This window comes from Microbacterium sp. WCS2018Hpa-23 (assembly GCF_031843845.1).
Lineage (GTDB): Bacteria > Actinomycetota > Actinomycetes > Actinomycetales > Microbacteriaceae > Microbacterium.
Genome location: NZ_JAVTIZ010000010.1, coordinates 154,116 through 167,328, shown reverse-complemented (window position 1 = coordinate 167,328; position 13,213 = coordinate 154,116). Strand labels below are relative to the sequence as shown.

Genomic DNA, 13,213 nt, shown 5'->3' with positions numbered 1-13,213 from the left:
GCCTTTCTTCAGCGGGGGTCGAGGATCGGAGGCTTCGGTGCGCGCCTCCAGAGCGGCAGCAGCGCCGCCGCGACGACCAGGCCGGTCGCGACGACGAGCGAGACGACGAAACCGCGGGACCCGACGATCGAGGCGATCGTGCCGAGCACGGCGATCCCGAGGCCGCCACCGAGAGCGAAGCCGACCTCCTGGATCGCCCCGACCTGGCCCGCGTCGTCTTCGGTCGTCACGTCGAAGAGCGTCGTCGCGGCGAGGGTGGCCGCGATGCCGAACCCGACACCGACCAGCACGAGCGGGATCGCGACGACGTCGACCCCGGTCGCCAGCCAGGCGAGTCCTGCGCCTTGGATCACGAGGGCGACCACGGTGAGCGTGGGCGAGGTGAGCCACCGGAGGAACACCGGGGCGAGAACACCGCCGAGCGCGATGGCGACCGCCTGCGGAAGGATCGCGATGCCGGCTTCGGCCGCGCTGAATCCCCGGGCATCCTGCAGGTGCAGACTCACCAGCAGCACGGATGCCGTCGATACACCGCTGCTCGCCACGATGCGCACGATGGCGGGGCTGAACCCCGGCACTCCGAAGAGCCGCATGTCGATGAGGGGTTCGCTCAGAGTCCGCTGACGGCGGATGAAGAACACCAGCGTCGCGACCGCGACGACGCCGGCGACGCCCGCGGCGAGGGGAGCTGCGAGCACCTCATGCAGGGCGAAGACGAGAGCCCCGAGGGCGACGATCGACGACAGGATGCTGAGGACGTCCCACGACGGGGGCCGCGAGCTGCGGGAATCGGGAACGAGCCAGAGCGCGAGCACTCCCGCGACGACCGCGAGTGGCACGCTGCCCAGCAGCAGCCAGCGCCACCCCGGACCTTCGGTGATGATGCCGCCGAGCACCGGACCCAGAGCGCTGCCGGCTCCGAAGGTCGCGGTCCACAGTCCGTAGGCCAGCACGCGCTGCCGTGCGTGATAGTGCGCACCGATCGTGGCGACGACGCCGGCCACGACGAACGCCTCGGCGACGCCGAGGAGTGCGCGCACGACGATCAGCAGCATCCCGTCCTGGGCGAATCCGCCGACGACGTTGAGCACGGCGAAGCCGGCGAGGCCGAGCAGCACGATTCGCTTGCGCCCGAACGCGTCGCCGACGCGGGCGGCGACGATCAGCGTCGCGGCCAGCGAGAGCGCATACACATCGACGAGCCAGAGCGCGCCGCTGTCGCTGAGGACCAGGTCGCCGCGGATCGCCGGCAGTGCGGTCGACATGCTGCTGATGGCGAGCGCGCCGATCAGGATGCCGAGGAGCAGGGGAATCATGGCGAGCCACGGATGCCGAGCCGGGCGGGTTCGCGCGGCTGCCACAGGGATGGGGAAGGTCACTGCCTCAGTCTCGCGCTGTGGGTACACTTCAGACAAGTACGGTCATTCATGGTACATAGTGACCGTTTGGATACTATGACGCAGCGGAAGGCAGACCGATGAGAGAGAAGACGGAGCGCATCGTCCGGGAGTGGGGAGACTCGTGCGACGCCGAGGTCTCGATCGCGGTGCTCGGTGGGGCCTGGAAGCCCAGCATCCTCAGCCTTCTCGGCGAACACGAAGTGCTGCGGTTCGGCGAACTCAGCAGGCTGCTCGACGAACCCACCGCCCGCGTGCTGACCCGCCAGCTGCGCGAGCTGGAGGACGACGGGCTGCTCATCCGCACGGTCTATCGTCAGGTCCCACCCAAGGTCGAGTACCGGCTGAGCGACCTCGGCAGCGGATCCATGCCCCTCGTCGAAGCGCTGACCGACTGGGGCGGTCGCTACGCTGCGCACCAGCGGCGCGAACTCGAGCGACTCGCTGCCGAGCCCGAGGGTCTCGACGAGCTCGAAGCCGCCGACGCACGCTGAGTCGCATCCCCGTCCGAAACAGCCGACACGCCGCCGATAGACTGGGAACCATGTCCAAGGTCCTCCAGTCACTTCCCGTCGGCGAGCGCGTCGGCATCGCCTTCTCCGGAGGACTCGACACCTCCGTCGCCGTCGCGTGGATGCGCGACAAGGGTGCCGTCCCCTACACGTACACCGGCGATCTCGGGCAGTACGACGAAGACGACATCGAGTCGATCCCCGGCCGCGCGCTCGAGTACGGCGCCGAGGCCTCGCGCCTGATCGACTGCAAGACCGCACTGGTCGAGGAAGGTCTCGTCGCCCTCTCGTGCGGCGCCTTCCACATCCGCTCGGGCGGCAAGACGTACTTCAACACCACTCCTCTCGGCCGCGCCGTCACGGGCACGCTGCTCGTGCGCGCCATGAAGGAAGACGGCGTCGACATCTGGGGCGACGGCTCGACCTACAAGGGCAACGACATCGAGCGGTTCTACCGCTACGGCCTGCTCGCCAACCCGCGCCTGCGCGTGTACAAGCCGTGGCTCGACGCCGACTTCGTCACCGAGCTCGGCGGCCGCAAGGAGATGAGCGAGTGGCTCCAGGCGCACGACTTCCCGTACCGCGACTCGGTGGAGAAGGCGTACTCCACTGACGCCAACATCTGGGGCGCGACGCACGAGGCTAAGACCCTCGAGCGCCTCGACGTCTCGCTCGAGACCGTCGACCCGATCATGGGCGTGAAGTTCTGGGACCCTTCGGTCGCGATCGAGACCGAAGACGTCACGGTCACGTTCGAGGCAGGGCGCCCCGTCGCCATCAACGGCGTCGAGTACACCGACCCGGTGGCCCTGGTGCAGGAGGCGAACACGATCGGCGGACGCCACGGCCTCGGCATGAGCGACCAGATCGAGAACCGCATCATCGAGGCCAAGTCGCGCGGCATCTACGAGGCCCCGGCCATGTCGCTGCTGTTCATCGCGTACGAGCGCCTGGTCAACGGCATCCTGAACGAAGACACCCTCGCCACGTACCACGAGCAGGGTCGCCGCCTCGGCCGCCTGATGTACGAAGGCCGCTGGCTCGAGCCGCAGTCGCTGATGCTGCGCGAGTCCATCCAGCGCTGGGTCGGCCTCACGATCTCGGGCTCGGTCACGATCCGCCTGCGTCGCGGCGACGACTGGACGATCCTCGACACCACGTCGCCGAACCTGTCGTACGGCCCCGAGAAGCTCTCGATGGAGCGCGTCGGCGACGCCGCCTTCGGGCCGGTCGACCGCATCGGACAGCTGACCATGCGCAACCTCGACATCGCCGACTCGCGCTCGCGCCTCGAGCAGTACGCGGGTCTCGGCCTCATCGGCGGCGCCACGGGTGAGCTCGTCGGCCGCGTCACCGCCGGCGAGTCCGGTGAGATCACGGGCGCCGTGGAGGGCTCGGTCTCCGAGGCCGACGAGAACCTCGCCGACGCCGTCGACACGGCCTCCGAGGGTGCGGCCTTCGACTCCGGGCTCGACTGACACATCGGTTTCAGCGAGGGGGCGGGTGCTGCGGCATCCGCCCCCCTCTCTCTGTGTCCGGCGGTCAGGGGATCGACACCTCGTGACGCGAAGCGACACTACCTGGCCGCGACGAACGTCTCGACGCGGCCCGAACGCACGTGGAAGACACCCCTAAGAAGCTCCCCGAAGAGTTTGACGACGTGTATGACACAGCGCCACATTCCGGGATTCTCAATGTTGGGCGGCAGTGAGGCCGACCTCGAAGCCTCCCGCCGGACTCCACCGGCTCGGGATCTCAGCGGATCAGTACAAAGCGCTCATGACGCCTCCGTCGGAGGGTGCCAGTCGGCGCAACTGCGAGGAGGCGAGCGCTACGCGGGCCCTCGACCTCAGGCGCCGAGATCGCAGGCGCCCCACGGGCTCAAGTGATGACGGAGGCGGTGGGATACCGTGAGAGCCAAACGACCGGTCAGCAGCCGAACAGCCATCGGCTATTGAGATGTTCATCGGATTAGGGGCTGAGATGCCATCCAACGACAGAACAGAGAACACACGGGCCACGCACCCAAGGCGTCCTGGCACTATCTCAGTCATCGCTCACATGCGGGCTCGCCCAGATTCGATGAGACGCTATAGGCGATGAACCTCGGTGAATTTGGTTGGAAGGACGGATATGCGTAACGAGCCGACTCGGATGTCCGCGGGAGGTTCGGCCGTGTGGGCAGTCTTCGGGCTCTTAGTCTTGGTGGCCGTCGTTGGCGTGGTTGCCGCATGGCTTCTTCCTCCAGTGCTGGTGCAAGAAGCCGCAGATGGGGGCAAGCTACCTACTGCTGTTCGTGTAGCGGAAGTGTCATCTGCCCGGCAGTCCATCCTGTTCGCGGCTGGCGGCTCGATCGCCCTCATCACTCTCGGCTTCACGTGGCGGCGCGACCAGACCGCGAGGCAGGTGGCTGAAGTCCAGCGCGACAGCCAGTTCACCGAGCGTTACACCAGCGCCGTTGATCAACTCGGCCGAGGCGACTCCCTCGCAGTAAGGCTGGGTGGCATCGGAGCGTTGGAACGACTAGCTCGCGAGTCGCCTATCGATCGCGCGTACATCACCCAGCTTCTCTCTCGGTGGATACGCGCTCAGACAGCCATCGATAACGGCTATGTGATCGACGATCGGCCGCATGAGCGACTCGACCTGCGGGCTGCCGTCGAAGCGTACATCTCGCTCGCACGGCATTCCCCTCGGGCTGCTGACGCGCTCCAAGGTGCGGACCTCCGGGGAGTGGACTTCCGCGGACTTGATCTTTCGGGAATCGATCTGAGCGACGCCGATCTCCGAAGCGCACAGTTCCTTGACGCGAATCTCACTGGTGCCAATCTGCAGCGCGCTCGAATGGACGACTCCACCTTCGGTGGGACCGCTGTACTCAACGAGGCGGACCTACGACGGGCCTCGCTGAGGAGGGCCGCGATGTCAGGCGCCAGCTTTCTCGGCGCGGATCTCGCGAATGCCGACTTCACCGATGCCGACCTGAGTGCAACCCTTCTCGGCGGAGCAACCTCTATCCGGGGGACGGTGTTCAGGCGCACAAAGCTCGGCGATGGATCACTTCCGCAACCAGACAAAACTACGGTCTTCGACGGTGCTTTCCTCGAGGGGACCATTTTCACGGGGGACCTCACCGACGTCGACTTATCCGCTGCTCGGATCGACCTGGCGGACTTTTCTCGGACGAAGAACACGCACCTAGCAAAGCTCCCTACCGAGCTGGGCCCTCTCTACGCTCGAAACTGGCCGCAAGAATGGCAACCGGAGGGCTACTGGCCTGACGCGTAGCCGCCACTCTAAGCGCTCGCGCTTCTCGACCTTCCTTTGCGCGAGCGTGTGCTCTAGCGGCGACAGAGAAATCGGACGAGCCTTCAAAGATCGTGCGCTCGATCTGCCACCACAATCGCGGCAGCCGCGTTGTCGTCCTTCAATTGGACGCTCAGCCGGGCGGCGATTTTAACGCCTCGCTCCTCAATGGTTGACCCGTAACCATCGGAGACTAGTGCGCTCATGTTTTTTGACGGGTGGGCAGTTGCCGGGGCTTCCCGCGTCTAGGTCCGAGGCGGATGCTCTTCAACCTGATCGACGTACAAGTACTGGCCTGCAGTTCCGTTCGACGTGGGACGAAGATAGACGATGCGCGGATTCGTGACGTAGACCCGATCGTAGAACTGTGCCCATTGCTCGTAGCCGATGACGGGTCCGGGCTCCTCGTTCCACCAGGCGCCCGCCAGAAGAATCTCCCTCACTTCAATCTCGCGGCTCGGGGGGAGGACCGTACTGCCAACCAGGTCAGCCTTTGACAGGTCAAGCCAGTCACTGAAATGCGCCTTCGAGAGGTCGGCCGCAAGCCTTGCGCCCTTGAATGAAGTGCGGCTGAGCTGCGCATTCTCGAAAGAAGTGCCCGCAACCGCAGATTGGTCAAACGCGGCATCCTCAAGGTGCGCGCCGTCGAAGCGCGATCCAGCAATATGCGCTTGAACGAACTTCGCCCTCTTCGCGCTTAGCTGCTCCGCTTGGACATTCCGTAGCGTCGCATCGACGAGGGTGGCGTCATCGAGAACGGCACCACGGAGGTTCGCATCGTCAAGGCGCGCATGTTCGAGGTCTCCACCGGTGAGATCACAGCCATGCAGGTCCGCGCCGACGAGGCGTGCACCCCGGAATGATGCATTGGGAATCTGAAGATCAAACAGCCTCGCGCCGGTAAGGTCGAGGTCCTCGAACCCCATCGTCGCCAGCATAATAAGTGCCGAGCGCTCGGGTTCGCTTCGATCGCCGCCAACCGCCGCGCAGGTTCTGACGAATGCGGCGATTACTTGAGCGACGACTGGTACCTCGCGGGGTGAATCCTGTGCCAGGCGCTGCAGCGCATAGATGCCCCCGTTTTGCACTGCGGGACTTTCGTGGCCGAGGTGGGTCATCGCGGTCGAGAACCGATCGGTGACGTTTTCATCGACGTCGAGCGAGCTCCGGGCGTGCTCGAAGGTGAGGCGGAGAACAGTCGCCACAACGCCGGCGACAGCAATGACTCCTCCGAGGGCCAGGAGGACTGATTGCCTCGCAGAAGTGAGCGCCATAGCTCGAACCGACATCGGCACCTTCGGGCCGAGATCCCTGCTAACGATCAGCTCCGGAACGAAGTACCAGATGATCGCACCCGCGAGGACAAACGCGACGCCACTGATGATCGCCACGCGGCGTATGCGCCTCCCCATGGTCGGAGATTACCATCGGCGCTTCGCATCCCACACCAGTGCTGGAACGCTTGAATCGCTAGCCGGTTCGGTGGAGAGAAGGCGATCACACTCGACTGACAGATCGACAATTAGCGGACTTGCCCGCGTACCAGTCGCGAAGCTCCTGATCGTCGAGCTTCGTGATCAGGTCAATGACCTGACCCCAGGGCAATTGGTCAACGGCTCGTTGACCAATTGGATCCGGCATCGTCCAGGCGGCGCGTGCTCCTGTGAGTCCGCCGAGTTATCTTGCACACATCTGTGCATATTAAGTACGATGGATGCATGACCACCCGTGCTCCCCGCCGCGACTCCGTCGAGAACCGCGCCGGCATCCTCGACGCGGCCCGCGCGACCCTCGCCACTGACCCCCGAGCCTCGATCGATGTCATCGCTCGCAACGCCGGCCTCTCGCGCCGCACCCTCTACGGCCACTTCGACGACCGCGAGGCGCTGATCCGCGAGCTGATCTCCGTCGGTGCGCAGCGCTTCAATGCGATCGCCGAATCCGTGACCGACAGCGACGCTCGCCTCGCCCTCGCCCGTCTCGCCGCCAGGCTCTGGCAGGAGGCCTCGCACGTGCAGGTCGCCGCCGCGCTCGCGCTCGACGAGGCGCATGTCGAGCACACCGCAGCGGCCCTCGCCCCGCTGCGCCGCACTGTGGCCGCCCTCACCGAGCGCGGCCAGAGCGACGGCAGCTTCCGCACCGACCTGACCGCCTCCACGCTCGCGAGGCTCATCGAAGAGGTGGCCCGCACGGTCGTGTCGCGCACGGATGCCGCGAGCAGCGCCGCAGACAACATCGCCGTCCGTACGCTCCTCAGCATCGCCGGGCTGTCATGGCGCGAAGCCGACGATCTGCTGAGCGCCCACCCCGACATCGTCTCCACACAAGAGGTCAGCGCATGAGAGTCACCCTGCACGAGGTGAGCAAGGGTCGCGGCGGTCAGGCTCTGCCGACGACGAGCCTCGAGTTCCACACCGGCGCCGTGCGCTTCGCTCTCGCCGAGACCGAGCAGCGCCCGAGCGTGCTCGGCCTGATCGCCAGCGGACGGATGAAGCCCGAGACCGGTCGCGTCACCGTCGACGGCACGACGAACAACCGGATGCTGCGCCGCACGGTCGCGCTCGTCGACGCCCCCGACGTCAGCGACCCGCACGCCGACATCACGCTCGCCGGTGTCGTCGGCGAAGAGCTCATGTTCGCCGGGGTCGGGGCGACGCCGCTGCACGCCCGCCGTTGGCTCACCCAGCTCGGCTTCGGCGAACTCGCCGGAGTGCCGATCGGCACCGTCGATCCGGCGGCCCGCGTGCGCATCATGTGCGAGCTCGCCGTGCTGCGCGAGGGCACCGAAGGGATCGTGCTCGTCTCCCCCGACCGCCATGGCGGCAGCCCCGACGGCTGGTGGCGCATCGCTTCGGAGTTCGCCGACCGCGGCTACGCCATGCTCGTGATCATCGGCGGATCCGCCGCGGTCGCCCTCGAGCGCATGAACGAGCTCGAGGCCATCAACGCCTCAGGCCCCGTGCAGCCTCTCGTGCTCGACGCGCCCGATCCCGATGCCGATGCCCCGGCATCTGACGCCGACTCCCCGGTATCCGAGCCGGAGAACCCGGATGAGCCGGTCGACGCACCGCGCGCCGACGCCGAACACGCCGACGATCCGTCCGATGCTCTGGGTTTTCCCGCGTCGGAGCCCCGGTCGTTGAGCGAGGACGGCGAAGCCGACCGAGACGAAACGCCAGGCACAGACACAGACACGCCAGGCACAGACACAGACAGACCAGACACAGACACGCCAGACACCGACGCACCCGCAGACACGACCGAGAACGGAGCCGAGCGATGAAGGTTCCCTCCATGATCGCCGCCGAGCTGCGGCGCCTCAGCGCGAGCAAGATGGGCATCATCGCCCTGATCGCGCTCGTGTGCGTGCCGATCCTCTACGGCGGTCTCTACCTCTGGGCGAACCAGGACCCGTATGCCAAGTTCCCCGACGTCCCGGTCGCCCTGGTGGTCGATGACGAAGGTGCGGCCACCCCCTCCACGGGAACGGATGCTCCGACCGGCGAGACCGTCAACTACGGCGAGGACGTCGCCGAGAACCTGATCGAGGGCAACGCCTTCGACTGGCAGCGCATGTCGGCCGATGAGGCGGCGGATGCTCTCCGCGAGGGCACCGTCGATTTCACCGTCACGATCCCCACCGACTTCTCCGAGGCGCTGACCTCCGCCTCGGGCGACGACCCGCATCAGGCGCGCATCGAGCTCGAGACCAACGACGCCAACAACTACCTGGCGTCGTCGATGGGCACGCAGGCTGTCGAGAAGATCCGCAGCTCCGTGGCCGAGATGGTCGGCAGCGAGGCGGCCGAGCGGCTGCTCACCGGGCTCAGCGACGTGCGCGACAACCTCGTCACCGCCGTCGACGGCGCGAACCAGCTCACCGACGGCGCGAACACCGCGGCGACCGGCAGCGCCACACTCGCCGACGGAACGTCGCAGCTCGCCGCCGGCACGTCCCAGCTCGCGGGCGGCACGTCGGAGCTGGCCGGCGGTGCGGCTCAGCTGGCCGATGGCGCGGCGACTCTGGCGTCGGGGGCTCAGCAGGTCAGTGACGGCAACCGGCAGCTGGCCGATGTCGCCGACCGCGCGGGGTCGGCTGTGCAGCAGGCGACGGATGCTCTACCCCAGGCACGCCAGGACATCGCGGCGGTGCTCACCGATCAGGGCCTGACGCAGGAGCAGATCGATCGGGTGCTCACGACCCTCGATCCGCTCGGGACACGACTGCAGGAGGGCAACTCGACCGTACAGAACGCGGTCGACAAGGTCGACCAGCTCGCCGCCGGAGCCGAGTCGGTGGCATCCGGCGCCTCGCAGCTCGCCAGCGGCACGCAGACGCTCGCCAGCGGCGCGCAGACCGTCGCCAGCGGGGCTCAGACCGTGGCCACAGGCGCGGCAGCGGCGAACGACGGCGCGACCCAGCTGCGCGACGGACTCAGCACCCTCGCTTCGGGCACGGCCGAGCTGCGCGACGGGCTGGCCGACGGGGTCGAGCAGATTCCCGTGTCGACCCCCGAACTGCGCACCCAGCAGGCCGACACCATCGCCGACCCGGTGAAGGTGTCGAGTGACAAGGTCGCATCCGCCGAGGACTACGGCGCAGGACTCGCCCCCTTCTTCGCGGCGCTCTCGGCCTGGATCGGCATCTACGCGCTGTTCCTCATCGTCAAGCCGATCTCACGTCGAGCGGTCACCGCCCTGCACTCCCCGATCCGCGTCACGCTCGCGGGCTGGCTGACCCCGGCCATGCTGGGCGCGGTGCAGATGCTCGGTCTCATGGGGATCCTCGCGATCACCCTCGGCTTCACGTTCGACAATCCCATCGGCACGCTCGGGGTGATGATCTTCGCGTCGGCGACGTTCGCCGCGATCATCCTGGCGCTCAACGTCTGGCTCGGTTCGGTCGGGCAGTTCCTGGGGCTCGTGCTCATGGTGCTGCAGCTCGTCACCGCGGGCGGAACCTTCCCGTGGCAGACCCTGCCCGCACCCCTCGCCGCTCTGCACCATGTGCTGCCGCTCGGCTACGTGGTCGACGCGATGAGGCAGCTCATGTACGGGGGCAACCTGGGTCGAGCCGGCTGGGACATGGTCGTGCTGGGCATCTGGCTGGTCGGCGCGCTGCTGCTGGCGGCCATCGGCGTGACGCGGATGACGCACCGACGCACACTGCGCGATTTGCAGCCCAGCCTCATCGGCTGAGCGCGGCCGCACGAGAACAGGCCCCGGAATCCGAGGGTTGTGGGTAGTATTCCCAGAGTGCGTCCTTGGGACGCGCTCTGGGACTCTCTGGGACTGAGTCCCACCCTGCCTTCCCGAAAGAGTTCTCGAAGATGACAACTGATTCGCTGGAGATCGTCGACCCTGCGCGCCCTTCACTGGGTGCGCGCATCGGCCGCATCACCTTCCTCGTCGTGGCCGCGATCATCGTGATCGCCGTCGCCGCCGCCTTCTTCGTCACCTGGACGATCCAACGCTCCTTCCCCCAGACCGACGGCGCCCTGCCTCTCGACGGCCTGGAGGCCGAGGTCACCGTGCAGCGCGACGATCGCGGCATCCCCACCATCACCGCCGACTCGACGCACGATCTCTTCTACGCCGAGGGCTTCGTGCATGCGCAGGACCGCTTCTTCGAGATGGACTTCCGCCGCCACGTCACGGCAGGTCGAGTCGCCGAGATGTTCGGGGAGTCGCAGGCGGGGACGGATGCGTTCCTGCGCACCCTCGGCTGGCGCACGGTCGCCGAGGCCGAGGTCGAAGCCATGGATGACGTGACCCTCGGCTACTACGAGGCCTACGCCGATGGGGTCAACGCCTACCTCTCATCGCGGTCCGGTGCCGAGCTGTCGCTCGAGTATGCCGTTCTGGGCATACAGAATCCCGAGTACGCGCCTGAGCCCTGGGAGCCCGCGGATTCCGTCGCCTGGCTGAAGGCGATGGCCTGGGACCTCCGCGGCAACGTCGAGGACGAGACCGAGCGGTCGCTGCTCGCGGCAGAGCTCGCCTCCGGTTCTGCGGATGCCGCAGAGACACAGGCCACGCTCGACGCGCTCTACCCCGCGTATCCGTTCGACGAGCACCCCGTGATCGTCCCCGAGATCTCCACCGTGCCGGCCCTCAGGACGGATGCGGAACCTGCCGCGTTCACCACCGAAGAGAGCGACGACGAGAACGACGGCGAGATGCAGCAGGCCACCACCACGATCGAGTGGCAGGAGGCGTCCGACGTGATCGAGGCGGCCAGCATCCTGGTCGGCGACGTCGGAGAGGGCATCGGCTCAAACTCGTGGGTGGTGTCGGGCGACCTCACCTCCACCGGCATGCCTCTGCTCGCGAACGACCCGCATCTCGGCGCCTCCCTGCCCTCGGTCTGGTACCAGGTGCAGCTGAAGTGCAGCGAGGTCACCGACGAGTGTCCGTTCGATGTCGGCGGCTTCTCGTTCTCGGGCCTCCCCGGCATCGTGATCGGCCACAACCAGCACGTCGCCTGGGGTTTCACGAATCTGACCACCGACGTCACCGACCTGTACATCGAGCGGATCGAGGGCGACCAGTACTGGCGCGACGGCACCCTCGTGCCGCTCGAGGAGAGCACCGAGACCATCAAGGTCGCCGGAGGCGATGACATCGAGCTGACCATCCGCTCGACCGTCCACGGACCGATCATCTCGGGACTGACCGACGACTTCACGGCCATCGGCGACGACCCCGAACCCGGTCTCGCGGCCGGCGGTGCGACGAGCCCGGCACCGGCCGGCGACGGCTCCGAGTACGCCGTCAGCCTGCGGTGGACGGCGCTCGACCCCGGCACCGCGGCGACGGCGATCTTCGCTCTGTCCACGGCGCAGGACTTCGAGGAGTTCCGTTACGCCGCTTCGCTGTTCGATGTGCCCGCCCAGAACCTCATCTATGCCGACACCGAGGGCAACATCGGGTACCAGACGCCCGGACGCCTGCCGATCCGGGGCGCAGGCGACGGGTGGATGCCGCAGCCCGGGTGGGACAGCAGCTACGACTGGACCGGGTTCATCCCCTTCGAGGAGCTGCCGGTGTCGTACAACCCCGCTTCGGGGTACATCGTGACCGCGAACAACGCGATCGTCACCGACGCCTACCCGTACTTCCTCTCGCGGGACTGGGACTACGGCTACCGGGCGGCACGCATCGCACATCTGATCGAACGACGGGCCGCAGCTGGGCCGCTCACCGCTGAGGACATGCGCGAGATCCAGATGGACAGCGAGATGTGGATCGGCAAGCGTCTGGCATCCGCGATGGGCGAGGTCGAGGTGAAGGGGGCGGGAACAGCGGATGCCGTCGACCTGCTGCGCTCGTGGGATGCCCAGAACGAGGCATCCTCCGCTGCCGCCGCCTACGCGAACGTCCTGTGGTCGAACCTCGTGCAGAACCTGTTCGCCGAACGCGACGAGCCGCTGCCGATCGACGGGCAGGGACGCCTGTTCACGGTGGTCGCCGCGCTGCTCGACGACCCCACCGATCCGCTCTGGACCAACCCGACCCTCGACGTCTCGAGCATGGACGAGATGCTCGCGCTCTCGGCCGAAGAGGCCTACGACGAGCTCTCCGCGCTGCAGGGCACCACGGTCAGCGCCTGGAGGTGGGGCGATCTGCACGCCATCACCCTGACGAGCGACACCCTCGGCTCCTCAGGCATCGCCCCGATCGAGATGCTCTTCAATCGCGGACCCTTCGCCGTGAGCGGCGGTGCATCGGTGGTCAACGCGACGGGGTGGGAGCTCGGCACGTCGTATGCGACGACCACGGTGCCCTCGATGCGGATGGTGATCGACCTGTCGGACTTCGACTCCTCGACGTGGATCCACCTCACCGGAGCCTCGGGACACGCATTCGATGCGCACTACATCGATCAGACTCCCGACTGGGCGGCCGGGGTGCAGAATCCGTGGGCGTTCTCCGACAAGGCCGTGGATGCGGCGGCCCGGCACACGCTCGTGCTGACGCCGGCGAAATAGGTGCGGC

Annotated in this window: 9 protein-coding genes; 7 read left to right on the top strand and 2 right to left on the bottom strand. The window is 67.1% G+C overall.

What is annotated here, in order from left to right:
• Positions 1-8 precede the first annotated feature (8 nt).
• Positions 9-1,379: an MFS transporter gene (locus RQG77_RS16805; RefSeq protein WP_311245754.1), complete on the bottom strand. Its 1,371-nt coding sequence runs from the start codon at positions 1,377-1,379 to the stop codon at positions 9-11.
• A 98-nt stretch (positions 1,380-1,477) separates the two neighbouring features.
• Here RQG77_RS16805 and RQG77_RS16800 point away from each other — a divergent pair, with 98 nt between their 5' ends.
• The 3 genes from RQG77_RS16800 (at position 1,478) to RQG77_RS16790 (ending at position 5,197) form a co-directional block, all read left to right on the top strand.
• Positions 1,478-1,891 carry a helix-turn-helix domain-containing protein gene (locus tag RQG77_RS16800; RefSeq protein ID WP_311245753.1) on the top strand — a complete coding sequence of 138 codons (414 nt, stop codon included), beginning with the start codon at positions 1,478-1,480 and terminating at the stop codon, positions 1,889-1,891.
• A gap of 50 nt (positions 1,892-1,941) precedes the next feature.
• Positions 1,942-3,387, top strand: coding sequence for an argininosuccinate synthase (gene argG, locus RQG77_RS16795; RefSeq protein WP_311245752.1), 1,446 nt, complete (start codon positions 1,942-1,944; stop codon positions 3,385-3,387).
• A gap of 697 nt (positions 3,388-4,084) precedes the next feature.
• Positions 4,085-5,197 (top strand): pentapeptide repeat-containing protein, encoded by a 1,113-nt coding sequence (locus tag RQG77_RS16790; protein WP_311245751.1) that lies wholly within the window; start codon positions 4,085-4,087, stop codon positions 5,195-5,197.
• A gap of 263 nt (positions 5,198-5,460) precedes the next feature.
• Here RQG77_RS16790 and RQG77_RS16785 read toward each other — a convergent pair whose 3' ends face one another.
• A complete protein-coding gene (locus RQG77_RS16785; RefSeq protein ID WP_311245750.1) occupies positions 5,461-6,606 on the bottom strand; it encodes a pentapeptide repeat-containing protein in 1,146 nt (381 codons plus the stop codon).
• A gap of 327 nt (positions 6,607-6,933) precedes the next feature.
• On the opposite strand from RQG77_RS16785, the gene RQG77_RS16780 reads away from it, so the two are divergent.
• From RQG77_RS16780 to RQG77_RS16765, 4 genes are all read left to right on the top strand, one after another.
• A complete protein-coding gene (locus tag RQG77_RS16780; protein ID WP_311245749.1) occupies positions 6,934-7,557 on the top strand; it encodes a TetR/AcrR family transcriptional regulator in 624 nt (207 codons plus the stop codon).
• Positions 7,554-8,498, top strand: a complete 945-nt coding sequence (locus tag RQG77_RS16775; RefSeq protein ID WP_311245748.1) for a hypothetical protein — start codon at positions 7,554-7,556, stop codon at positions 8,496-8,498. Before RQG77_RS16780 ends, RQG77_RS16775 begins: the two co-directional genes overlap by 4 nt.
• A complete protein-coding gene (locus RQG77_RS16770; protein WP_311245747.1) occupies positions 8,495-10,414 on the top strand; it encodes a YhgE/Pip domain-containing protein in 1,920 nt (639 codons plus the stop codon). Before RQG77_RS16775 ends, RQG77_RS16770 begins: the two co-directional genes overlap by 4 nt.
• A 131-nt stretch (positions 10,415-10,545) precedes the next feature.
• Complete coding sequence (locus tag RQG77_RS16765; protein ID WP_311245746.1) at positions 10,546-13,206, top strand: penicillin acylase family protein; 2,661 nt, start codon at positions 10,546-10,548, stop codon at positions 13,204-13,206.
• The last annotated feature ends 7 nt before the right edge of the window (positions 13,207-13,213 follow it).

Coding starts and splice junctions, on each gene's coding strand:
- RQG77_RS16800 (WP_311245753.1), top strand. CDS start 1,478: ATGAGAGAGAAGACGGAGCGCATCGTCCGGGAGTGGGGAGACTCGTGC.
- argG (WP_311245752.1), top strand. CDS start 1,942: ATGTCCAAGGTCCTCCAGTCACTTCCCGTCGGCGAGCGCGTCGGCATC.
- RQG77_RS16780 (WP_311245749.1), top strand. CDS start 6,934: ATGACCACCCGTGCTCCCCGCCGCGACTCCGTCGAGAACCGCGCCGGC.
- RQG77_RS16775 (WP_311245748.1), top strand. CDS start 7,554: ATGAGAGTCACCCTGCACGAGGTGAGCAAGGGTCGCGGCGGTCAGGCT.
- RQG77_RS16770 (WP_311245747.1), top strand. CDS start 8,495: ATGAAGGTTCCCTCCATGATCGCCGCCGAGCTGCGGCGCCTCAGCGCG.
- RQG77_RS16765 (WP_311245746.1), top strand. CDS start 10,546: ATGACAACTGATTCGCTGGAGATCGTCGACCCTGCGCGCCCTTCACTG.